The sequence below is a fragment of the Salinibaculum sp. SYNS191 genome (assembly GCF_037338445.1).
In the GTDB taxonomy this organism is placed as follows: domain Archaea; phylum Halobacteriota; class Halobacteria; order Halobacteriales; family Haloarculaceae; genus Salinibaculum; species Salinibaculum marinum.
In genome coordinates, this window is the sequence record NZ_CP147838.1 from 2,736,603 (window position 1) to 2,757,926 (window position 21,324).

Consider the following 21,324-nt stretch of genomic DNA (forward strand, 5'->3'; position numbering starts at 1 on the left):
CGGTCGTTGAGAAACCTTACTCGTCGAGGCGCATGTCGCCGCCGGGACTGTCAGAGATGTCGTCCTCCCAGTCGGCGTCGCCGCTCTCGAACTCCTCTTTCAACTGCTGGAAGGACTTGCCGCCGCCACCGCTGTCGTCGTCACCGCCGTCGTCGTCGTCCTCGTCGTTCTCGCCGCCGTCGTCGTTTTCGTCTTCTTCGTCTTCTTCGTCTTCGTCGTTCTCGCTGTCGTCCTCGTCGTCCTCGTCGAAGTCGAGGTCGAGACTCTCTTCTTCCTCCCCGCCGCCCAGCGCCGCGAGGTCGTCCTCCTCGTTGTCCTCCCCGTCGAGGGCGAACTCGTCCGTCCCGTTGTCCTCCTCGTCGAAGGCGAGGTCGTCGAGTCCGTCGTCGGCTGCCTCCGGCCCGTCGTCCGCGTCGGGTTCGCCGTCACCGCCATCGTCGTCCAGCAGCCGGTCCAGGTCGTCCGCGGCCTCGGCGAGGGCGTCGTTCGGGTCGTCCTCGAATCCCGTATCTTCCTCCGAGTCGTCCGGGGCCGCGTCGCTGTCGTCCCAGTCGGCGTCACCGGACTCGAACTCGTCTTTCAACTGCTGGAACGAACTGGCGTCGGCCTGCGGGCTCGTCGTCTCCCCCTCTCTTTCGTCTCCGTCTCCGTCTCCGTCTCCGTCTCCGTCTCCGTCTCCGTCTCCGTCTCCGTCTTCGTCGGTGGCGGCCACTTCGGCAGTCGTTGTCTCCTCCGTTTCGGTTTCGTCGGCCTCGTCGTCCCAGTCGGCCTCGCCGGACTCGAACTCGTCTTTCAACTGGTCGAACGACGCCGGTCCCGCCTGGCCGCCGGTCGGTTCCTCGTCGGTCCCCGTCGCCGTCTCGCCAGTCTCGTCGTCGGCAGGGGCCGGTCCTCCGGTCTCTGCGACCGTCTCGGTATCGCTGGTCGCCCCCGTCTCGCTCTCCGCTGCGTCCGCCTCGGGAGCCTCCCGTTCGGACGTTCCGGCTTGCACCGACTCGTCTTCGTCCTCGGTCGCTGTCTCCGGTGCGTCTGTCCCCGTGCGATTTCCGGGGGAGTGCGACGCCTCCGGCCGCCGGACCACCGACGGGTCCAGCGCCTCGCCCGCGGTTTCCAGCCGGCGTAGCGCGTCGGGTCGAGCGATTGCGGAGACGATGTCCCCGGGCGCGAGGACGTACGAGGACTCCGGCAGGGCCACGGCTTCGCCGTCCTCGGGCTGGACGGCGACCACCGCGAGCGCGAGAGCCCCCACTGGCAGGCCGTGCAGCGGGCTCCCGGCCTCGACGGCGACCGAACTGAACGTCTCCTCGGCGGCGCGGAGCAGGGACGCGAACTCCCGGTCCGGCCGGTCGGTCACCGGCAGCGTGACCAGCCGGTACTCCGTGGACGAGTCGACTTTCGGCGTGTCCGCGGCGTCGATTGCGATTGTCACCGTCTCGTCGGCGACGCCGCGCAACTCGGCGGTCAGCACCCGTCGCATCGGGTCGGTCTCCCAGACCTGCACCAGGTCGCCGGCGCTGGCCGCGAAGGCGGGGTCGGCGCGGATGGCGACCGCGTTGGTCGCCGGCGGCAGCGTCGGACCGATGCCGGCGGCGCGGCTCCCAAGCGCCAGGTACTCGACGGTCCCGTCGTCGGCCAGTTCCACGTCGACGTGGCCGACGGCGTAGTCGGTCTTCAGCCGGTGGACGAGTCGCTCCCGCAACTCGCCGACGGTCAACCGCCGCGGGAACAGGAAGCTTCGGCCCGCGAGTTTCGCCTTCGTCTCCTCGGGCACCGGGTCGTAGCCGGTCACGTCGTCGATGTCCTCCGGCAGTTCGACGGTGACGACGCGGCCGACGGACTTCACGAGGCGGCCGACGTCTCCCTCGACGTCGGTGAAGCCGTCGCCGAGCAACACGTCAGTCCCGAACTGGTCGCCCACGCGCCGGCCGATGGCCGCGCCACCCGCGGCGATAGCGAAGGCGGCGATGTTGAAAAGCGCCTGCTCGGCCTCGGTCGGGGTCGCCGTCTCGTTGATGACTTGCCCCAGCGCGGCCGTCGTGTTGAGGTGGATGGCGACCCCGCTCAGGCCGACCAGCAGCGGGAGCCCCCGCGGGACGAGTTCGCGGACGTACCAGCGGTAGACGAGCGCCGTCACCGCCGCGAGCGTCGCCGCGAGAATCGCCAGCCCGCCCATCTGCGCGACGAGTGCGGTCGCGCGCTCGACCGCGGAGGTCGCCGCGGGCATCAGTCGTCACCCCTCGGTCCCGTCCCGCTGGCAGTCACCGCGTCGCTGAACGACTCCAGGTCCTCGCGGGTCCCGACCGCCAGCAGTTCGTCGCCGTCCTCCAGTCGCGTCGTCGCCTGCGGGGCCAGCAGCCACCCCTCCGTCTTCCTGACTGCCAGCACCGCCACGTCGTGGGCGTCGCGGAGGTTAGCCGAGCCGAGGGTGCGTCCCGCCAGCGCGTTGCCGGCGCGGACGCCGACGCGGCGGAACTGCTTGTCCGCCCGCCGCAGCATCGAGACCACCTCGTACTCGCGGCGGGTGCCGCGGGACTCGACGACAACCTTCGCCCGGTCGGCCCGCAGCAGCGGCTGGACGTCCGTCCGCGTCACCGCGACGGTCAACCGACCCTCGCCGCCCGCCGTCGTCGGTGCCCGGACCGGTTTCGGCGTCTCCTCCTCGTCGGCCGGTTCCTCGGTCGCCCGCGGTTCGACGTCCGGCGTGTCGCCGCCTGTGTCCGTCTTCGCGCTCACGACGGTCCCGCGGACCTGCGCGTCCGGGGTGATGACCGTCACTTCGTCGCCGCGTGCCAGGCCCGTGGGAACCAGCCCCTCCACAGAGACGGCGTGGCGGCCGTCGCCGATGCGCTTGGACAGCCCGGAGAAGGGTGGTGCGGCGACGACAGTCGCACGCCCGCGCTCGTCGATGGAGACCGACACGTCCCCGAGGTCGAACTCCGTCTGCAGCCGTTCGGCCAGCCGGGATTCGAGTTCGTCCAGCCGCAGGTCGGCGGGGAAGGTGCGTTCGACGTTGCGCAGTTCCGCCCGTAGCTCCTCCGGGAGGGGCGGGTATCCCTCCATGTCCGCCACCTCACCGACGACGCTGATGCGCACCTCGTCGCCGCCGCTGATGAGGTCTGCCAGGTCTTCCGAGAGCGTCCGCGGGCCGATGCTGGACAGCGAGAGCCGTTTCGGGAGCGTCTCGCCCATCTTATCGCCCTTGCTGTGGGCGTACAGGGCCAGCATCCCCACGATGATGATGGCCGTGACGATGCGCGGCGCGTTGGCGTTGCTGGTAATCGACTCGTCGGCGAGTGCCAGGAGGCCGCCGTTGACCCCTGCCATCGCGATCGCCAGAATCGAGACGCCGAATCCGGGGAGAGTCACCCCGGTGACGTACTTGAAGATGAACCCCAGCGTCCAGGCGATGAGTGCGGGGATGACGCCGACGAGCAACCCGAGATAGATGCCGAGCAGTATCTCTACCGGCAACGCCGCCATACCTTGGCCCACGCAGGCCCGTGCTAAATGGCTGTCGCCACGTCTGACGCCGTCCGGAAGGGCAAACCTTTGAGTCGTGGCGACAAGGGCTGAGGTATGGGCTCGGAGGGTAGGTCGTGGCGCTCGCTGTTCGGTATGCGGGCAGTGGTGATACTCGTCACTGTCGTCGCCCTGCTCTCGCTGGCGACCGGCATCGCGAACATCAGCGTCCCCGAGACGACCGGCCCGCTCGGGCAGTACATCCCCACCTCGGTGCAGCAGGCCGCGGGGTTCACCGGCGCGCTCACCGGCTTCCTGATGTTGACCAGCGTCTGGGGGCTGCGACGCGGCTACCGTGTCGCCTGGTACGCGACCGTCGCACTCCTGCCGATTACGGGGGTGCAGGGGCTGGTGCAGGGGAGTGTCCTTTCGCTCCCGCTCGTGTCGCTGTCCCTGCTCTCGCTGCCGACGGTGCTCGTGAACTACCGGCGGTTCGACAACCACCTCTCCGTCTCGACGGGCCAGCTCGCGGCCACGGCGGCGCTGGCCGGGACGCTGGTCTACGGGACGGCCGGCACCTACGCGCTCCAGGAGGAGTTCGTCCAGGTGTCGACGCTCACCGACGCGCTGTATTTCACCATCGTCACCGCGAGCACCGTCGGCTTCGGTGACGTGACGGCGCAGTCGGCCCAGGGCCGGCTCTTCGTCATCTCGCTGGTCGTCCTCGGTACGGCCAGTTTCGCGCTGGCGCTGGGGTCGGTCCTCGGGCCGGCGATTCAGGCGCGATTCTCGCGCGCACTCGGAACCATGACAACAGAACAGCTCGAACTCCTCGAGAACCACGTCATCGTCCTCGGATACGGTGACCTGACCGAACCGCTCGTCGAAGAACTCGCTGACGGCTCGACGCGATTCGTCGTCGTTACGGACGACTCGAACACGGCGACGATGCTCCGGGAACACGGCGTCGACGTGTTCGTCGGCGACCCGAGCGACGACGAACCGCTCCACGAGGTCGACATCGAACACGCCCGCGCGGTCATCGTCGCCACGGACGACGACGCCGAGGACGCGTTCGCGATTCTGACCGCCCGCGAACTCAACCCGGACGTGCGCATCGTCGCCGCGGCGTCGGTGCGCGAGAACGTCCAGAAACTGCGTCGCGCCGGTGCCGATACGGTGCTCAGTCCCGCGGTCATCGGGGGCCGACTGCTCGTCCGGTCGGCGCTGGGCGAGTCCGACGTCGAGTCGGTCGCCGACCGGCTGATGGAGGAGTAGCGAGCGTCCCGCCCCCGCGTCCGGACGCACCGTCGAGCGCAGCGGCTGTCGGTTCCAGTCGGGGCGAACAGGCGGCGCAACCGGAGGAAGACAGTCACGGAGCGGGACGCCGCACACCCGCCTGGCCGCCCCGTGGCAGCGTTCAGGTCACGTGGCCGCCTGGCGCGGCTCCGGATAAAAAAGTCAGTTCCGGTCGACGATGACGACGTCGGTGCCGATTTCGTCGCTGTCGATGCGCTCGAAGGTCGGCGGCGAGATGAACCGCGAGGCGGCGCTGCGGTCGCGGCTGGCACCGAGAAAGACGAGGTCGTACTCCCGGCCGTGCTGGGCGAGGAACTTCTCGATGCGCGTCTGCGAGACGCGGGTCTCGATGTTCCCCTCGAAGGTCTCGACCAGGTTCGCCAGTTTCTCCTCGGCACCCCGGCGTTCGCGGTTGGTGGCGATGCAGGTACCGACGCTGACCTGCCCGGTCTTGCCGGCGAGCCGGGTGGCGAAGTCGACCATGCTGTGGGCGGTGGCGCTGGCACCGCGCACCGGGACGAGAACCCGCCGCCAGTGGGTCCGCCCGCCGGTCGAGCGGTGTGCGATGACGTCGATGTCGCTGCCGAACAGCCCGCGGATGTACGAGGTGACGGTCCCGTGGTGGGTCTCGTAGGGCGTGGCGATGAGGTCGCAGTTCGCCTCGTGGGCCGTCCGCACCACCGTCCGCGCGGGCGAGGAGTCGCCGTCGACCGCGACGACCACCTCGCAGGGGACGCCGACCTGGGTCTCGATGGCGTTGGCCTGCTCCTCCAGCGCCGTGGCAGACTCCGACACCGCCTCGTTCCCTCCCAGCGAGTCCAGCGCGTCCCGGCCGATGCTGTCGAGTTGTTCGCCGGACGGCTCGCCGCTGCCGACCAGCTGGGTGTTGCCGTGCTCGCGCAGGAGCGACCGTTCCGCCCGGGCGACGCGCTCGTCGTCGACGATGTCGAGCAGGACGACCTTGCCGGCGCGGTGGGCACCGGCGAGGCGTGCCCCCAGCATGGCGGTCTCCCTGGCGGTCTCGCCGCGCATCGGCACGAGGACGTGGTCGTCGCCGCTGGTGGACTCGTAGAGGTACTGGGCGCGCTGTTCGTACACCAGCCTGCGCCAGCCGTCGAAGGCGACGGCGACCATGCCGCTGCTGACCGCGATGCTCAGGACGTAGAACTCGGGGTTGTCTATCTGGGAGTAGACGAACAGGGTCAGCAGCGCCGTCGAGAACGCCGCCGGTTCCTCGACGTCCAGCGCCCACGTGACGGCTCCGGTGAGGAAGATGCTCAGGGCGGCCCCGATGGCGTGAATCTCGCCGGCCTGTGGCGTGTAGAACACCCGGGTGGCGAACTCGACGGCGAGGAGGCCACAGACCGCCCCGGCGGTCAGCCCGCCGACGAACCGAAGCGGCGAGGCGTACTTCCCCTCCGGGTTGGCAAAGAGCGTGTACGCGCCGGAGGCGAGCGGCGGGTACAGCAGAAAGGAGAGCACACCGAGCGCGTTGGCGAGTGCGGTCACCAGCCCGATGACCAGCGGGACGATGAGCAGTATCGAGAGGTGGACGAGGTTGCTGGTCTGCTCCAGCCACCGGCGAAGCTCCCGCACCTCGCGCCGCTCGAACCGGCGCATCCGGCGCAGCAGCGTGTTCCACCGCTCTCGCATAGCCCGCTCTACTGAATGCGGGGGTAAAAAAGTCTCCGCCGCGGGGCCGTTACGGGCGGGTCACTGTCGACTACAGTCGCGTCACGGCGTCGAGCGTGATGGCGATGGCGCGCTCGACGTTGTCCTTCGCCTTCTCGGGTAGTTCCTCGGCGTCGGTCTCGCCCTTCTGTGTGCCCTTGACGAGGTTGCCGTCGACGGTGCAGATGGCACCGGCGCGCATCCCCTTCCGGCGCGCGAGGGTAAACAGCGCCGCCGCCTCCATCTCGACGGCGAGTATGCCCGCCGCTTCCCAGTCCGTGACGTACTCTTCGGTCTCGGCGTAGAAGGCGTCGTCCGTCGCGACGGGGCCGACGTGGACTGCCTCGTCGTTGTGTTCGGCAGCGTCGACGAGCGCGGTGAGCACGTCGTAGTCCGGGACGGCGGGGACGGTGGCGTCCTCGTAGCGCTTGGTCGTCCCCTCGTCCTTGGCGGCCCCGGTGGCGACTATCATGTCGCCGATGTCGATGCCGTGCTGGAGCGCCCCGGTGGTCCCGACGCGAATGAGCGTCTCGACGCCGACGGCGTGCAGTTCCTCCGCGGCGATGGCGGCCGACGGCGCGCCGATACCGGTCGAGCAGATGGTGAGGTCAGTCCCCTCGTAGGTCGCGTTGACGACCTTGTACTCGCGGTTCTCGGCGACGGTCGTGGCGTCCTCGCAGTGGCTGGCGATGCGGTCGACGCGGCCGGGGTCGCCCGGGACGAGCGCGACGTCCGCGAGGTCACCCTCCTCGACGAGCAGGTGGGGTTGTTTGCCCATGGGCGTCGTTCGGACGGGGGGTAGAAAAGTCGTGTCAGTACGCGCCGAGCAGGAACAGGAAGACGTTGTTCATCGCGGGGCCGAGACCGACCGCCGCGACGAAGGCAAAGAGGAGGTTCCCCTGGTTGGGCTCGTCGCGGACGTAGTCGGCGAAGACGACGACGATGGCGACGGCGACGAGCAGTTTCACGACGAGGAACAGCCAGCCGGTCCCGAGGTACTGGGCCGTCGGGAGGGTGCCGGCGAACTCGATGATGCGGGCGGGGATGACCGACCGCTCGCCGGTCCCGAGGATGTCGACGCCGATGGTCGTCGTCACGCCGTCGAGCAGGTGGGCGAAGAGCACCACAGCCCCCACGTAGCGGGCCTCGGCGATGATGTAGGTCCGCCACGCGCCGATGAGGATGTAGACGACGAAGGTGAGCGCCATCGTCGCGACGATGCCGACCAGCGGGATGAAGCGGTCGACGAACGTGATTTCGGCCCCGACCTGGGGGTCGAGTCCCTGCCAGGCGAGCAGGCCGACGAGCGCCAGCGAGACGCCCACGCCGGTCGTCCCGAGGTACTGCGCGATGACGTCGCTGCCCTTGGTCTTCGACTGTTCGCCCATCCCGAGAATCGCCGAGATGATCCAGACGGCTCCCATCACGATGAACGTCGTCAGGTAGACCGACGGTGCCGAGAAGAACGGTCGGACGATGGCGGGGTAGATTTCCACGCTGTATATCTGGCCCAGCTGGTAGAAGACGTGCAGCGCCGACCCGGCTATCATCCACGGCACGAAGGCGATGACGGTCCACTGGGTGACGGGCGGTCGTATCGCGTTCAGCAAGGCGAGAACGAGCACCGTCCCGACCAGCAGTACCACCGTGTATTCAAGGGAGAGCGTCTCGAATCCCTCGAACGGCACCGGGACTTGCATGTGCGGGAGGGGACGCGGAGTACAAAAAACGTTTCCGGTCGGCCGACACCCGCTCTTTTGGTGATGGTCGCCGTCACGGGGACCATGGACGACGTTCCGCCACGAATCGAGCACACCGTTCTCGGACCGACGACGACGTGGACCGACGTGACAGAGGTTCTCGACACCGCGCTCCGCGAGGGGATGCGCGCCTGCATCCCGCCCTGCTATGTCGCCGAAGCGACCGACTACGCACCGAACGTCGACACCGCGACGGTCGTCGGCTTCCCGCAGGGGCAACACACCACGGGCGTGAAGTGTACGGAGGCCCGCGGGGCCTGGGACGACGGCGCGGACGAACTCGACGTGGTCGCCAACGTCGGCCGCCTCCGCGACGGCGACGACGAGGCCGTCACCGAGGACATCGCGGAGGTGGTCGCCGCCGTCCCCGTCCCAGTGAAGGTCATCGTCGAAGCGCCGCTGCTGGACGAGGACGAACTGCGCCGGGCCTGCCAGGCCGCCGTCGACGCGGACGCGGACTTCGTGAAGACGGCGACGGGGTTCTCAGAAGGCGGTGCCACCGTGGAAGACGTGGAGATTATGAGCGAGTACCTGCCCGTCAAGGCCAGCGGCGGCGTCGGCTCCTGGGAGCAGGCGGAGGCGCTGTTCGAGGCCGGCGCGGAGCGCATCGGTGCCTCCAGCGGCGACGTCATCGTCGCGGAGTACCGCGAGGCAGAAGCGGAGTGAGACTGTTGCGACCCGCCGTCCCGGTCAGGGCGTCGCTGCGGTCTCGTTGTCGCCGGTGCGCTCGATGACGTACTCGGTGTCGACCTGCCGGGCGAGCAGGCTGTCGACGGGGGCGAAGTCGTCGGTCAGCAGCGGCGCGTCGCCGACGCTGACGTTGCCCTGGTAGAAGTCTATCTCCCGGGAGAGGTCGATGCCAATCGCCCGCTCCTGGTTGCGGCGGGCGAAGTCGGCCTCCGTCAGGTTCTCCGGGGAGTTCGTGGCGACGAGTTCGATGTTCTGGACGCGCGTGGCGGTACTGGTGGGGAAACTGTATACCTGCGGGAACACGCGGTCCATCGTCTTGTACTGGGCGCGGTAGAAGGCCGAGCGCCCGCCCTCCCGCGCGGAGATGACGTTCGCGACGACCACGCCGTCGTCGTCCATGCGATTCGAGACGCTCTGCATGAACTCGGCGGTGGTCAGGTGAATCGGCGCGCGGTCCGCGCGGTAGGCGTCCAGGATGATGACGTCGTAGGTGCGGTCGGTCGACTCGATGTACTCCCGGGCGTCCATGTTGTGGATGCGCAGTTGCGGGGATTCGGTGACGTCGAAGTACTCCTTCGCGGTGCGGATGACCGCCGGGTCTATCTCCACCACGTCGACGGTGGCGTCGTACTCCTTCACGAAGCGTTTGGGGCCGGAGAACCCGCCGCCGCCGACGAACAGCACCCGGTCGACGTCGTCCGCGGCGAGCATCGAGAGGTGGAAGTAGCGGGTGTACTCGAAGACGTAGCGGTCGGGGTCGCTCTTGTCCATCGCGCTGTGGGGCACGCCGTCGAGATACAGCGTCCGGATGCCGTCGTCGTCGACGACCCGGAGTTGCTGGTACTGGGTCTGGGTCTCGTAGACGACGTCGCTGCCGAGGCTGACGCCCACGCCAGTCATCGCGAACGCGCCGAGGAGGACGACGGTGACGATGGCGAGTCCCGTCCAGGTCGCCCGGGCGCGCCGCGGCGTGATGACGGCGGCCGTCACGAGCAACAGCAGGCCGTAGGCGAACTCGATGCCGACGACGCCGAAGGAGGGGACGAGCAGGAAGGTGGTGGCGAAGGCACCGACGATGCTGCCGGCGGTGCCCAGCGCGTAGACGCGGCCCGACGCGTCGCCGGTACTCTTGGACTCGACCAGTTCGGCACCGTAGGGGCTGATGAAGCCCAGCAGCACCGTCGGCGGGCCAAAGAGGATGGTGATGGGGAGGATGGGTGCGAGCCGCGGGGGCAGTGAGAGCCCCTCGACGGCCTGCAATAGCGGGTCGCCGAGCACGAGGAGCAACCCGACGTACAGCGCGGCCCCGATCAACACGACGGCGAGGGCGTTCGTGGAGGCCCGCCGTGCGGCGCGGCGGCCGGCAATCCAGTAGCCAAGCGCCAGCGCGGCCAGGAAGACGCCGATGATGCTGCCCCAGGTGTAGACGCTGCTGCCGAACGTGGGCGCGAGTTGCCGTCCGGCGACGATTTCCAGGCCCATGCTGGCGACGCCCGAGACGAAGACGGCGAACTCGACGCGGCTCGGGACCAGCCCTGACGAGTCGGGGACGGAGGACACAGTGGGCGTTCGTATCGGCTACGGAGATATAATCCGACCGGTCGCGGGCCGGGAACGTCGCGCTTTTTGCCCCGCGGGCGTACCACTACCCAATGGCCCGCTACCACATCGAGACCTACGGCTGTACGTCCAACCGGGGCGAGAGCCGGGAGATAGAGCGGGCGCTGCGCGACGGCGGCCACCACCGGGCGGACGGGCCGGACGACGCCGACGTCGCCATCCTCAACACCTGCACCGTCGTCGAGAAGACCGAGCGCAACATGCTCCGGCGGGCGCAGGAACTCGACGACGAGACCCCAGCCGACCTCGTGGTCACCGGTTGTATGGCGCTGGCCCAGGGCGAGCAGTTCCGCGAGGCCGACATCGACGCTGACGTGCTCCACTGGGACGACGTGCCCCAGCACGTGCTCAACGGCGAGTGCCCGACGGTCACGCCCGACACCGAACCCGTCGTCGACGGCGTGGTCGGCATCCTCCCCATCGCGCGCGGATGCATGAGCGACTGTTCGTACTGCATCACCAAGCACGCGACCGGCCGCATCGAGTCGCCCTCCGTCGAGGAGAACGTCGCGAAGGCCCGCGCGCTCGTCCACGCCGGCGCGAAGGAGATACGCATCACCGGCCAGGACACCGGCGTCTACGGCTGGGACATCAATCAGGGCGAGAGCCTCCTGCCGGAACTTCTGGAGCGCATCTGCACCGACATCGACGGCGACTTCCGGGTCCGCGTCGGGATGGCGAACCCGAAGGGCGTCCACGGCGTCCGTGAGGACCTGGCCTGCGTCTTCGCCGCCCACGACGAACTCTACAACTTCCTGCACGCGCCGGTCCAGTCCGGCAGCGACGAGATGCTGGCGGACATGCGCCGCCAGCACACCGTCGACGAGTACGTCGAGGTGGTCGAGACGTTCGACGAGTACCTCGATTACTGGACGCTCTCGACGGACTTCATCGTCGGCTTCCCGACAGAGAAGCCCGCAGACCACGAACAGAGCCTCGCGCTCCTGCGGGAGACCCGCCCGGAGAAGATCAACGTCACGCGCTTCTCGAAGCGGCCGGGCACCGACGCCGCCGCGATGAAGGGGCTGGGGGGGCAGACGAAGAAGGACCGCTCCTCTGAGATGACCGACGTGAAGATGGCGGTCGTCGGTGAGGCCTACGAGGCGATGGTCGGCCGGGAGAGCGAGGTGTTGCTCGTCGAGGACGGCACCGGCGACTCGCTGGTGGGCTACGACACGGCCTACCGCCAGGTCGCAATCCCCGGCGCAGAGACCGAGGCGGCTCTCGGCGACGTCGTCCGGGCGGAGATTACGGGTCACAACACGGTCTACGCGCTGGGCGAACTGGTCTGAGTCAGTCGCCGCCCTGGTCGGGGACGCAGACCGTCGCCGTCGTGCCGTCCGCGCCGGTCTCGAAGCTCACCTCGCGACCGAGCAGTTCCGCCCCCCACCTGACGACCCAGAGGCCGAGGCCGCTGCCGTGCTGGAGGTCGGTCTCCGTGCCGGACTGGAGCGTCTCAAGTTCCACGTCGGGGATGCCGGGCCCGTCGTCGGCGACGGTCACGCAGACGAGGTCCGGGGCCCGCCGCTCGACGGTCACCGTCACCGTCGGCGCGTCGCCGCCGTGACTGACGGCGTTCTCGACGAGATTCCGGACGACTGCCGCCAGGACGTCGGGGTCCGTCTCGACGCGGGCCGGACTGTCGCCCTCGACGTGGACGGTCGCACCGGGGGCACTATCGCGGGCGCTCTCGGTGACATCCGCGCACAGGTCGTACACGTCCACCGCTATCGGGTCCCCGGCGACGTTCCGGAGAATCTCGGCGACGTTGCGCGCTTTCTCGCTGGTGGCGATGAGTTCCTCGGCCTTGTCGTCGGCGGTCCGGAGCGCGTCGTCTCTCCTCGTCGCGTCGTCTGCGTCCATGGCGACGCCGAGGTGGCCTTTCACGACCGTCATGTCGTTGCGGAGGTTGTGCCGGAGGACGCGGTTGAGCACCTCCAGGCGCTGCTCGCGGCGGACCTCGTCGGTGATGTCCTGGAGGACGAGGGTGTAGCCGACGAGGTTGTCCCCGGAGTCGGTCAGCGGCGCGGGGCGGAGGCGGTAGGTCCGGTGCTGGCCGTCGTGGCGCAGGCCCAGGCGTTGGTCGTCCGTCAGCGAGACCGACACGCCCAGCACGTCCTCGACGGGCCGCGTCACCGGGTCCTCGCCGTTCGACAGGACCGCGCGGGCCCGGCCGTTCGTCTCGACGATGCGGCCCTGTTCGTCGACGACAAACACGGGGCTTGGCAGGTCGTCAAGCGCCGAGCGCTCTGCGGCCCGCCTGGTCGCGGGGTGGAACTCGAACATGTCGCTCCGGACGAAGGCGTAGCCGTCCAGCAGGACGTGGGGGATGAAAAGCACCGCGGTCAGGTTCAGTTCCGGGACTGGTCCGAACTGGAACAGCCAGGCGAAGATGCCGAGCGCGGGCGGGAGCGGGCTCAGCGCCACGGCGATGGCCTCGGTCCGGTAGAGCGGGCCGTAGTCGAGGAAGGTTTCGAGCAACAGCAACGCGCCGATGCTGGCACCGCCGGTCCCGCCGAGGACAGTCACGAAAAGCAGCGGCTCCGTCGTGTAGGTCGCGCCGACGACGCCGAAGGCGGGGTCGAGGGCGAAGTCGGTCCAGAACAGCCCGTGGCCGGCGGTGAACGGCAACAGTACCGTCGCCGCGAGCGGGAACGCGAACAGCGACCGGAAGTACCAGGTGTCGACGAGGTTGCTCCGGCCGGTGTACTCCAGCGCGAACCCCAGGAACGGGACGCCGATCCAGTGGAGACTGACGACCGCGAGCACTTCGAGCCCGTAGCGGAGGGTCTCCCCGGAGACCAGCAGCGCCCCGGCGTAGGCCAGACAGAAGAGGGTCTGGCCGACGAGCGTGACGAAGAACCACCGCGCCCCCGGCCGGTCACGGACGCGCCATAGCTGTCGTGCCAGTCCGAGACTCCCGAGACCGGCCAGCAGCGACAGCAGGAACGGCCACGCTAGCAGACGACTCACTGGACGAGACACTCGAAGCCGGGGCAAATTAGCCTGACGAATCAGGGCGGCCCGGAGTACCGAGTCTCCGGCCCGTCCCGCCGCTCCTGGCCCGGCGGAGGGCTGTCGCCCATCACTCCTCGGTGTCCCGTCGCGGGCCGCCGACCAGGCGCTCGACCTCGGTGTCCTCCTTCCACTCGTCGGCCTCCTTCGGGTCGACGTGGACGAACACGTCGTCGACCTCCGGCAGGTCGCGGATGGAGAGCATCACCTCCGTCTCGATGTCGTGGGCCTCAAGCAGCGTCCGGTCACCCTCCACCTCGATGTGGAGACTCACGTCGATTTCGGGGCCGACGTAGTGGGCGATGACGTCGTGGGCACCCTCGACCTCCGGGTGAGCGAGCGCCCGGCGGACGATTTCCGCGCGCAGGTCCTCCGGCGGCGCGGCCCCGACGAGGTAGTCGACGTTGTCCTGGACCACCTCGACGCCGGTGTAGAGGATGCCGACGGCGACAAGGATGGCCGCGAGCGGGTCCAAAAGCGGGTAGCCCGCCGCTGCACCGAGCACGCCGACCAGCGCGGCCCCGGCGGTGAGGATGTCGTTGCGATTGTCCAGCGCCGTCGCGACCAGCGCCGGGGAGTTCCGCCGCTCCCCGATGCGCCGGCAGTACCGGTAGAGGAGGAACTTCACGACGCCGGAGGCGATCAGCACCGCCGCGGCGATCGGTCCCTGGGTGACCGTCACCGTCCCCGAGAGCAGGGACTGGCCGGCCTGCCAGAGGACGGCCGCGCCGGCGGCGAAGATGCCAAGCGCGACGAACAGCGAGACGAACGGCTCGATGCGCTCGTGGCCGTGGGGGTGCTCGAAGTCCGGGGGCTGGGTCGTCAGGTACAGCCCACCCACGATGACGAAACTGTAGACGGTGTCGGCGAGGCTGTTGACCGCCTCCGAGCCAACCGCCAGGCTGCCGGTCTCCAGGTACACCGCGCCCTTCGCCACCGCGAGCACGACGTTGACTCCGAGGACGAGCAGGCCGACCCGCCGGAGCGCACTCCGTCGCGACATTCTGGTCGGGATTCGCGCTCCCCGGGTTAAGACGCTTCGCTCCGCCGCTCAGGTCACGACGACCGCACGGTCATCGCCTTCCTCGCGGACGCCGTCCTGGTCGGCGAAGGCCGCGTGCAGGCGGTCGTAGGTCTCCGTCACCGCCTCGACGATGACCTTCGTGTCGCCGACGACCGGCATGAAGTTGGTGTCGCCGCTCCACCGCGGGACGACGTGTGCGTGCAGGTGGTCGTCGATGGACCCACCGGCCGCGCCGCCGCCGAGGTTGTAGCCCACGTTGTAGCCGTCCGGCCCCAGCGCCGCGTCCATCGCGTCGATGGTCCGCTGGACCAGCCGTTCCTTCGCCAGCAGGCTCGCGTCGTCCAAGTCGCGGTAGTCGCCGGTGTGCTCGCGGGGGATGACCATCGCGTGACCCGGGTTGTACGGGTAGTTGTTCAGGAGGACGTAGGCGTCGTCCGCGCGCGCGACGAGATTGTTCTCGCGGTCCGCGTCTTGCGCCGGCAGGTCACAGAAGACACAGCCCTCGACGTCCGCGTTCTTGTCCGGCCGCTCCACCCAGTCGATGCGCCACGGTGCGAACACCTGCTCCATGTCGGGTGGTATCGCGCCGGCAGTATATACAGTCGGGCCCCGACCCATCCCGTCTGACGCTATTTATAAATGCATCGGCCGTTCAGAATTCGAGTGGCGAAATATTGACTCAGACCGTTAATTAAACTGTTTGCACGGCTCTCGACTCGTTTCACCCCGAAACCCGTCGACGTCTGGCGATAAAACGGTCCGAACGGACTCAACCGTCGGCCCTTTTTATAGTCGGTCTCGGTGATGATGTGGTACGATGGCGACATCACGTGACCCCGTTGCGGACATGACCGAGGAGTGCGAGCAGTGTGGCACCCCCACTCCCCACACTGTCACCGTCCAGATACTCACCGAGAGTCCCGACCCCGAGAACGCGGAGTTCTCCCGCGAGCCCTACCGCGTCAGCGAGTGCGACGTCTGCGGTGCGACGGAGACGACGCGGATGAACAACGCTTGACCACTTTTTACTTCGTCGGGGCTCGCCACGCGCCTTCGGCGCGTGCGGCCCACTCCTCGTAAAAACGTGGGGAAAAAGGCTCCTCGCGCTCGGTAGAGCGCTCGGAGGGAACCGCGCTCGCGTTGTCTGCGGCGCGCCCGAGCGCGCGCCGCATGGCCAGCGAGACCTTCGGTCTCGCCCTGCTCGCGCGGATGCTCGTGGCTGGCCTGCCCTTCCCCGGCGAGCGCGACGGAGCGCGCTCCCGGCCACTGCACTCAGGTACCTTTGCTGTCGCTCCAGGCTCTACCGCGAACGCGTCGTCACTTCACACCCGTCCTCGGTCACGATGACGGTGTGTTCCTTCTGGCTGACGAGACAGCCGTCGTCCTCCTTCAGCACCGGGTAGCCGTGGACGATGTCCTGCCGTTTGAGCCGTCGCAGCGCCATCGTCGCGCGGTCGGTGTCCAGCCAGCGGGCGGCGAAGGGCAGCGTCTTGAACTCCTCGGTAATCTGGGCCAGCGCCTCGCGGGCCTGCCGGTTCCGGACCGACGCCTCGCGTTCGAGCGCGAAGATCTCCTCCTCGCTGCCCTCCTTGACCTTGCCGCCGCCGTCGGTGGCGAAGGGCTCGATGGCGACGACCTGGCCGGCTTCGAGTTCGACGCCCTGTGCGACCGCGCGGTTCGGGATGTTCGGCTCGGTGTGCTGGTCCCAGTGGCCCAGGCCGTGGCCGGTCAGGTTCACGACCGGGTTGTAGCCGTACCCGTCGATGACCTCCTCGACGGCCGCGCCGATTTCGCCCGTCGTGACGCCCACTTCGACCGTCTCGATGGCGGCGTCCAGCGCTTCCGCGGAGGCCGCTTTCAGTTCCGGGTTCCCCGAGAGGTCGACCGTGACCGCGGTGTCGGCCAGCCAGCCGTCGACGTGGACGCCGATGTCTAAGTTGACCATCTCCTCGCCGAACGTCGAGTCGTCGTCCGCGCTCGGGGTCGCGTGGGCAGCCTCCTCGTCGATGGAGATGTTCACCGGGAAGGCGGGTTCGCCGCCGAGGTCGCGGATGCGGTCCTCGGCCCACTCCGCGACCTCCAGGTGGCTCGCGCCGACCTCGACCTTCTCTGCGGTCTCCTCGCGCACCTGTGCGAGAATCTCGCCCGCTTCGCGGTGTTTCTCGTACTTCTCCTCCGTGAGGTCCACGTCGCTCATACCCCCGCGTTCGTCGCTGTCGGTGATAGACCTTGCCCACCGCAGTCAGGCCGGCCCCTCGCTCGTCTGCCGGTCGACGTACAGCAACGCGACCAACCCGAGCGTGAGGATTGTGTAGGAGACGGCGACGAAGAGGGCGTCCTGTAACGACGAGTACTCCTCCGTTCGGAAGATGATAACCTTCCTGACGAGCGCGATGACGCCGGTGTAGATGACCAGGCGGACGATACGCCGCGTGTCGTTCTCGCGGATGTACGCGACGACCGTCTGATACACCTCGACGATGATGAGCAAGAGCAGTCCCACGTCGATGAAGCCGATGACGACCTGCGGGTCGGTGATGTTGCCTTCGAGGGTCGCGTTCCCGATGATCAACGCGAGGTCGACCACCCCGACCGCGAACAGCAGCGCAAACAGCGCCGCCGCTCCCAGTTCGACGAGGTTGACGAACCTGTCCATGACCGTTGCGAACTCGTCGAACGTCGGGACCGTCGCTCCTTCTGATTCCTGACTGCCCTCATCAGCCATCCGTGGGCCTCCGCAGCATCGTGTAATCGTCTAGGGGAGACACCCGGTTAAAGACAGACCCCAATCTATCCGTCCGTGCTCTCGCTGGCTGCCTCGGCGGTCTGCATCGCTTCGGTGTTGTTCGCCGCGCCGGTTTGCCCGTCTGCACCGACGACGATGACGCCCGCCTCGCCGCCGGTCTCCGCCGCGAACCCCCGAAGCACCCGGTCGGCGGCGTGCTGGGGGCTCTCACCGCCTTCGACGGCCTCGGCGACGCGTCGCGCCAGGCCGAAGCGCGCGATGGCCTCGCCCTCGCCGGTCGCACTCACTGCCGCCGACTCCGTGGCGTAGAACCCGGCCCCCACCTGGGGCACGTCGCCGACGCGGCCGGCGAGTGCGAACCACCGGCCGCCGGTCGACGTCGCCGCTGCCAGTCGAGTCCCGTCGGTCGCCACCGCCCCGACGGTGTCGTGGTCGCGCTCGTCGCCCTGGCGGCCGAAGCGGTCGCGGACCCAGGCCAGTTGCTCGCTCGTGTCGGCATCCCTCGGCGGGTCCGCAGACCGCCACCGCTCACGGGTCGCCGGCGTCCAGAGGTCGCAGTCGGTCGCCACCCCGACGGCGTCGGCGAGCGCGACCGCCCGCTCGCCCGCGACCATGACGTGCGGCGTCTCCGCCTTGACGGCCGCCGCCACGTCGACGGCGTGTTCGACGTCCGGCATCGCACAGGCCGCGCCGACCGCGCCGTCGCTGGTCATCAGCCCCGCGTCCGTCCGGATGCGCCCGTCGCTCTGGACGACGCTTCCCGTCCCGGCGTTGAACCGGGGGTCGGTTTCGAGTCGACGGACTGCCGCGAGGACGGCCGCCTGCGGCGTCTCGCACGCGTTGCCCGCCGCCGCTGCCTCGTCGACGACTGCCTGCCGCGGGGCGGGGTCGTCGGGTGCGCCGCCGGCCCCGCCGTGGACCAGCACCTGCATGGGCGGGCCTCGGGGCGGGAGAGGAAAAGATATACCGTCCGCACGGTCACCCGTGGAGACGATGCCCTCCACCTACGAGCGCGGCGACAGCGACGGATACCGGACAATCGACCGCTGGGAGGACGGGGTCGGCTGGCTCGCTCACCCGGCGGAGGACGGCCAGCGCGCGAGCCACGCCATCCGGGCCGACGGGGGCGTCTGGCTGGTTGACCCGCTGGACGCACCGGGCGTCGACAGTCTCGTCGCCGACCTCGGGGCGGTCGCCGGCGTGCTCGTTCTCGCCGACTACCACACCCGGGACGCGGCCGCCTTCGCCCGACGGTACGACGTTCCCGTGACCGTCCCGGCGTGGCTCTCGCGGGTGGAGGACCGCGTCGACGCGCCGGTCCAACGGGTCGGGGACAGCGTCGCCGGGTTCGACCTCCGGCGGGTCCGCCCGCTGCGGGCCTGGCGGGAGTGCGTCGCCTACCGCGAGCGCGACGGCACGCTGTACGTTCCGGACTACCTCAGTTCCCACCCGAAGTTCACCGTCGGCGACGAGCGTCTGGGGTTGCCCTCGCTGTCGCGGCTGGACCCGCCCCGGGAGACGTTCGCGGACTGTGACCCGGCTCGCATCCTCTTTGGCCACGGCACCGGCATCTTCGAGGGTGCGCCTGGCGCGCTGACCGACGCCGTCGGGGGGGCACGCGCACGGTTCCCGCGGGCGCTGGTCTGGAACCTGTCGGGGGAACTCCGCGCGATGCTCGGCGCGGTGTGGGACTGACTCAGTCCGTGGGACTCGCGAGCCGTCCGGCCGTCTCGTGTGTCGGCGCTGACCCAGTGAAAACGGCATTACTAAAGTCCGGGACCCTGAAGGTGACTGTATATGGCGTACGATAAAATCGAGGTACCCGACGAGGGCGAGCCCATCGAGGTAGTAGACGAGGAGACCGACGAACTCGCCGTTCCGGACAACCCGATCATTCCGATTCTCTACGGTGACGGCATCGGCACGGACGTCGGACCGGCGACACAGAAAGTGCTGGAAGCCGCAGCGCAGGCGACCGGCCGCGATATCTCCTGGATGCGCGTCTACGCCGGCGAGTCGGCCCGCGAGAAGTACGACGAGAACCTGCCCGAAGACACGGTCAAGGCGATTCGCGAGTTCCGCGTCGCCATCAAGGGACCGCTGACGACGCCCGTCGGCGCTGGCTTTCGCTCGCTGAACGTCGCACTGCGGAAAACGCTGGACACCTACGCGAACGTCCGGCCGACCTACCACCTCGACGGCGTTCCGTCGCCGGTCAAGCGACCGGAGAAGATGGACATGGTCACGTTCCGGGAGAACACCGAGGACGTCTACGCCGGCATCGAGTGGGAGGCCGGCACCGAGGAGGTCCAGCAGGTCAAGGAGTTCGTCGAGGAGGAGATGGGTGCGGACGACACCATCCACCCGGGGCCGGTGGGCATCGGCGTCAAACCGATCACCGAGTTCGGCACGAAACGACTCGTCCGTCAGGCCATCGACTACGCGCTGGAACACGGCCGCGACAGCGTCACGCTGGTCCACAAGGGCAACATCATGAAGTTCACCGAAGGTGCCTTCCGCGACTGGGGCTACGAGGTCGCCGAGGAGGAGTACGGCGACGAGGTCATCACCGAAGACACGCTCTGGGAGGAGCGCGACGGCGAAGCCCCCGAGAACGCCGTGGTCGTCAACGACCGCATCGCCGACAACATGCTGCAGCAGATTCTGACTCGCACGGACAACTACGACGTCATCGCGACGATGAACCTGAACGGCGACTACCTCTCCGACGCCTGCGGGGCACAGATCGGCGGCCTCGGCATCGCGCCCGGCGCGAACTTCGGTGACGGCATCTGTCTCGCCGAGCCGGTCCACGGTTCCGCGCCGAAGTACGCCGGCCAGGACAAGGTCAACCCGACTGCGATGATGCTCTCGGGCGTGTTGATGTTCGAGTACATGGGCTGGACGGACGCCGCCCAGCTCGTCCGCGACGCCTGCGAGGCGACCATCTCCTCGAAGAAAGTCACCTACGACCTCGAACGGCAGATCGAGGGCGGCGAGAAACTCGCCACCAGCGAGTACGCCGACGAAGTCGTCTCGAACATCGAAAAACTCGCATAACGAGTTTTTCAAGCAATCAGACGCCAACGACGTCTGATGACATCGAGAAGCTGGCCTAGCGCTTTTGACACTCTGACGCCCGCGCCTGCCGACCTCGAAAACTGGCGTAGACCAGCTACCCCGTCTTTTCGACCGCTGTCGATTCCGACTGATTCGACCGCGCGGCTATGGCGCCGTCCGTCGATTCGGTCGTCGGCACCCACTCCGGGCGACTGACGGTGCGCGTCGTTCCCCGGTCCACGACGCGGTGCTGGATGTCGACCCGCAGCTGCTGGTCGCCGAGGGAGGCCCCGTAGGAGAGGTCGAGCGCCCGCACCAGGCCGTCCCCGTCGACGACCAGCCGCGCCGTCGCGTTCTCGGCCGGGCCGGTCGCCAGCGGCACCAGCGGGAGACTCATCGAGAACGCCCGCCGCGAGTCGAGGACTGCGCCGGCTCGCCCGTCACGGGGCGCGACCTCGAAGGATGCGCCGGCAAGGACGTGCCCAGCCAGGTCGACGCCGAAGCCGTACGGCTCGGGACTGCTGCCGACCAGCCGGTTCGTGACCGTCCGGCCGTTCGAGAGCCGCGTCCGCGTCCAGGTCGTCGTGCCGTTGGTCCACAGCGTCCCGTTCTCGACGACCGACGACAGTTTCCCGCTCCCGTCGATGCTGAGCCGTTCCAGTGCCACGTCACCGTCCCCCGACAGTCGGGTGCGTTCGATGCGCATCGTCCCGTTCGGGCCGCGGACGACGACCGTCCGCTCCAGCGTGTAGGTGGCGTTCGCCCTGGCCTGCTCGTTGGCCGCGGCCAGACGGTCGGCGTCGACGCTCACCTGCCCCACGCCGGGCTGGTCGGGTGCCGGGACGCCCGGTGCGGGCGGGTCGAGTTCCGGGACTGGCGTGACCGGGTCGGTCTGGCTGTTGCCGCCGAACAGTCCGGCACAACCGGCAGACAGCGCGAGGACGACGACGAGAAGTACACGCGGGCGGGGACCCATCGCT

Annotated in this window: 19 protein-coding genes; 6 read left to right on the forward strand and 13 right to left on the reverse strand. The window is 68.8% G+C overall.

Annotated features, from left to right (window positions below):
• Positions 1-16: 16 nt before the first annotated feature.
• Together WDJ57_RS14525 and WDJ57_RS14530 are read right to left on the reverse strand one after the other, a co-directional pair.
• Positions 17-2,224, reverse strand: a complete 2,208-nt coding sequence (locus tag WDJ57_RS14525) for a potassium transporter TrkA (RefSeq protein WP_338901532.1) — start codon at positions 2,222-2,224, stop codon at positions 17-19.
• Positions 2,224-3,480 (reverse strand): potassium channel family protein, encoded by a 1,257-nt coding sequence (locus tag WDJ57_RS14530; RefSeq protein ID WP_338901533.1) that lies wholly within the window; start codon positions 3,478-3,480, stop codon positions 2,224-2,226. The genes WDJ57_RS14525 and WDJ57_RS14530 overlap by 1 nt, the downstream gene beginning before the upstream one ends.
• A gap of 96 nt (positions 3,481-3,576) precedes the next feature.
• On the opposite strand from WDJ57_RS14530, the gene WDJ57_RS14535 reads away from it, so the two are divergent.
• Positions 3,577-4,737, forward strand: a complete 1,161-nt coding sequence (locus WDJ57_RS14535) for a DUF7126 family protein (RefSeq protein WP_338901535.1) — start codon at positions 3,577-3,579, stop codon at positions 4,735-4,737.
• A gap of 183 nt (positions 4,738-4,920) precedes the next feature.
• Here WDJ57_RS14535 and WDJ57_RS14540 read toward each other — a convergent pair whose 3' ends face one another.
• The 3 genes from WDJ57_RS14540 to WDJ57_RS14550 all read right to left on the reverse strand — a co-directional run bounded on the left by WDJ57_RS14540 (position 4,921) and on the right by WDJ57_RS14550 (position 8,129).
• Complete coding sequence (locus tag WDJ57_RS14540; protein ID WP_338901536.1) at positions 4,921-6,411, reverse strand: HPP family protein; 1,491 nt, start codon at positions 6,409-6,411, stop codon at positions 4,921-4,923.
• A 70-nt stretch (positions 6,412-6,481) separates the two neighbouring features.
• Positions 6,482-7,207, reverse strand: coding sequence for a nucleoside phosphorylase (locus tag WDJ57_RS14545; RefSeq protein ID WP_338901537.1), 726 nt, complete (start codon positions 7,205-7,207; stop codon positions 6,482-6,484).
• 34 nt (positions 7,208-7,241) lie between these two features.
• Complete coding sequence (locus WDJ57_RS14550; RefSeq protein WP_338901538.1) at positions 7,242-8,129, reverse strand: DUF63 family protein; 888 nt, start codon at positions 8,127-8,129, stop codon at positions 7,242-7,244.
• An 84-nt stretch (positions 8,130-8,213) separates the two neighbouring features.
• Between WDJ57_RS14550 and deoC the strand changes: the two genes are divergently transcribed.
• Complete coding sequence (gene deoC / locus WDJ57_RS14555; RefSeq protein WP_338901539.1) at positions 8,214-8,855, forward strand: deoxyribose-phosphate aldolase; 642 nt, start codon at positions 8,214-8,216, stop codon at positions 8,853-8,855.
• 24 nt (positions 8,856-8,879) lie between these two features.
• Here deoC and WDJ57_RS14560 read toward each other — a convergent pair whose 3' ends face one another.
• Positions 8,880-10,439 carry a spermidine synthase gene (locus tag WDJ57_RS14560; protein WP_338901540.1) on the reverse strand — a complete coding sequence of 520 codons (1,560 nt, stop codon included), beginning with the start codon at positions 10,437-10,439 and terminating at the stop codon, positions 8,880-8,882.
• 92 nt (positions 10,440-10,531) lie between these two features.
• Here WDJ57_RS14560 and WDJ57_RS14565 point away from each other — a divergent pair, with 92 nt between their 5' ends.
• A complete protein-coding gene (locus WDJ57_RS14565; RefSeq protein WP_338901541.1) occupies positions 10,532-11,791 on the forward strand; it encodes a tRNA (N(6)-L-threonylcarbamoyladenosine(37)-C(2))-methylthiotransferase in 1,260 nt (419 codons plus the stop codon).
• Between the two features lies 1 nt (position 11,792).
• On the opposite strand, the gene WDJ57_RS14570 is transcribed toward WDJ57_RS14565, so the two are convergent.
• The 3 genes from WDJ57_RS14570 to WDJ57_RS14580 form a co-directional block, all read right to left on the reverse strand.
• Positions 11,793-13,472 (reverse strand): histidine kinase N-terminal 7TM domain-containing protein, encoded by a 1,680-nt coding sequence (locus WDJ57_RS14570; RefSeq protein ID WP_338901542.1) that lies wholly within the window; start codon positions 13,470-13,472, stop codon positions 11,793-11,795.
• Between the two features lie 112 nt (positions 13,473-13,584).
• The gene (locus WDJ57_RS14575; protein WP_338901543.1) at positions 13,585-14,517 is read right to left on the reverse strand and encodes a cation diffusion facilitator family transporter; all 933 of its coding nucleotides are present in this window, start codon (positions 14,515-14,517) and stop codon (positions 13,585-13,587) included.
• A gap of 48 nt (positions 14,518-14,565) precedes the next feature.
• Positions 14,566-15,108 carry an HIT family protein gene (locus tag WDJ57_RS14580; RefSeq protein ID WP_338901544.1) on the reverse strand — a complete coding sequence of 181 codons (543 nt, stop codon included), beginning with the start codon at positions 15,106-15,108 and terminating at the stop codon, positions 14,566-14,568.
• A gap of 247 nt (positions 15,109-15,355) precedes the next feature.
• Here WDJ57_RS14580 and WDJ57_RS14585 point away from each other — a divergent pair, with 247 nt between their 5' ends.
• Positions 15,356-15,556 carry a hypothetical protein gene (locus tag WDJ57_RS14585; RefSeq protein ID WP_338901545.1) on the forward strand — a complete coding sequence of 67 codons (201 nt, stop codon included), beginning with the start codon at positions 15,356-15,358 and terminating at the stop codon, positions 15,554-15,556.
• Positions 15,557-15,838: 282 nt separating this feature from the next.
• On the opposite strand, the gene map is transcribed toward WDJ57_RS14585, so the two are convergent.
• The 3 genes from map to WDJ57_RS14600 form a co-directional block, all read right to left on the reverse strand.
• Positions 15,839-16,735: a type II methionyl aminopeptidase gene (map, locus tag WDJ57_RS14590; RefSeq protein ID WP_338901546.1), complete on the reverse strand. Its 897-nt coding sequence runs from the start codon at positions 16,733-16,735 to the stop codon at positions 15,839-15,841.
• 45 nt (positions 16,736-16,780) lie between these two features.
• A complete protein-coding gene (locus WDJ57_RS14595; protein ID WP_338901547.1) occupies positions 16,781-17,263 on the reverse strand; it encodes a phosphate-starvation-inducible PsiE family protein in 483 nt (160 codons plus the stop codon).
• 65 nt (positions 17,264-17,328) lie between these two features.
• Positions 17,329-18,216, reverse strand: coding sequence for an isoaspartyl peptidase/L-asparaginase (locus WDJ57_RS14600; protein ID WP_338901548.1), 888 nt, complete (start codon positions 18,214-18,216; stop codon positions 17,329-17,331).
• A gap of 61 nt (positions 18,217-18,277) precedes the next feature.
• Between WDJ57_RS14600 and WDJ57_RS14605 the strand changes: the two genes are divergently transcribed.
• Complete coding sequence (locus WDJ57_RS14605) at positions 18,278-18,979, forward strand: hypothetical protein (protein ID WP_338901550.1); 702 nt, start codon at positions 18,278-18,280, stop codon at positions 18,977-18,979.
• 102 nt (positions 18,980-19,081) lie between these two features.
• Positions 19,082-20,344 carry an isocitrate dehydrogenase (NADP(+)) gene (gene icd, locus WDJ57_RS14610; RefSeq protein WP_338901551.1) on the forward strand — a complete coding sequence of 421 codons (1,263 nt, stop codon included), beginning with the start codon at positions 19,082-19,084 and terminating at the stop codon, positions 20,342-20,344.
• Between the two features lie 115 nt (positions 20,345-20,459).
• On the opposite strand, the gene WDJ57_RS14615 is transcribed toward icd, so the two are convergent.
• The gene (locus tag WDJ57_RS14615) at positions 20,460-21,320 is read right to left on the reverse strand and encodes a hypothetical protein (RefSeq protein ID WP_338901552.1); all 861 of its coding nucleotides are present in this window, start codon (positions 21,318-21,320) and stop codon (positions 20,460-20,462) included.
• Positions 21,321-21,324 lie beyond the last annotated feature (4 nt).

Excerpts from the sequence above, each read along its gene's own strand:
- WDJ57_RS14525 (WP_338901532.1), bottom strand. The coding sequence starts at position 2,224 with ATGCCCGCGGCGACCTCCGCGGTCGAGCGCGCGACCGCACTCGTCGCG.
- WDJ57_RS14530 (WP_338901533.1), bottom strand. The coding sequence starts at position 3,480 with ATGGCGGCGTTGCCGGTAGAGATACTGCTCGGCATCTATCTCGGGTTG.
- WDJ57_RS14535 (WP_338901535.1), top strand. The coding sequence starts at position 3,577 with ATGGGCTCGGAGGGTAGGTCGTGGCGCTCGCTGTTCGGTATGCGGGCA.
- WDJ57_RS14540 (WP_338901536.1), bottom strand. The coding sequence starts at position 6,411 with ATGCGAGAGCGGTGGAACACGCTGCTGCGCCGGATGCGCCGGTTCGAG.
- WDJ57_RS14545 (WP_338901537.1), bottom strand. The coding sequence starts at position 7,207 with ATGGGCAAACAACCCCACCTGCTCGTCGAGGAGGGTGACCTCGCGGAC.
- WDJ57_RS14550 (WP_338901538.1), bottom strand. The coding sequence starts at position 8,129 with ATGCAAGTCCCGGTGCCGTTCGAGGGATTCGAGACGCTCTCCCTTGAA.
- deoC (WP_338901539.1), top strand. The coding sequence starts at position 8,214 with ATGGACGACGTTCCGCCACGAATCGAGCACACCGTTCTCGGACCGACG.
- WDJ57_RS14565 (WP_338901541.1), top strand. The coding sequence starts at position 10,532 with ATGGCCCGCTACCACATCGAGACCTACGGCTGTACGTCCAACCGGGGC.
- WDJ57_RS14575 (WP_338901543.1), bottom strand. The coding sequence starts at position 14,517 with ATGTCGCGACGGAGTGCGCTCCGGCGGGTCGGCCTGCTCGTCCTCGGA.
- WDJ57_RS14580 (WP_338901544.1), bottom strand. The coding sequence starts at position 15,108 with ATGGAGCAGGTGTTCGCACCGTGGCGCATCGACTGGGTGGAGCGGCCG.
- WDJ57_RS14585 (WP_338901545.1), top strand. The coding sequence starts at position 15,356 with ATGGCGACATCACGTGACCCCGTTGCGGACATGACCGAGGAGTGCGAG.
- map (WP_338901546.1), bottom strand. The coding sequence starts at position 16,735 with ATGAGCGACGTGGACCTCACGGAGGAGAAGTACGAGAAACACCGCGAA.
- WDJ57_RS14595 (WP_338901547.1), bottom strand. The coding sequence starts at position 17,263 with ATGGCTGATGAGGGCAGTCAGGAATCAGAAGGAGCGACGGTCCCGACG.
- WDJ57_RS14600 (WP_338901548.1), bottom strand. The coding sequence starts at position 18,216 with ATGCAGGTGCTGGTCCACGGCGGGGCCGGCGGCGCACCCGACGACCCC.
- WDJ57_RS14605 (WP_338901550.1), top strand. The coding sequence starts at position 18,278 with ATGCCCTCCACCTACGAGCGCGGCGACAGCGACGGATACCGGACAATC.
- icd (WP_338901551.1), top strand. The coding sequence starts at position 19,082 with ATGGCGTACGATAAAATCGAGGTACCCGACGAGGGCGAGCCCATCGAG.
- WDJ57_RS14615 (WP_338901552.1), bottom strand. The coding sequence starts at position 21,320 with ATGGGTCCCCGCCCGCGTGTACTTCTCGTCGTCGTCCTCGCGCTGTCT.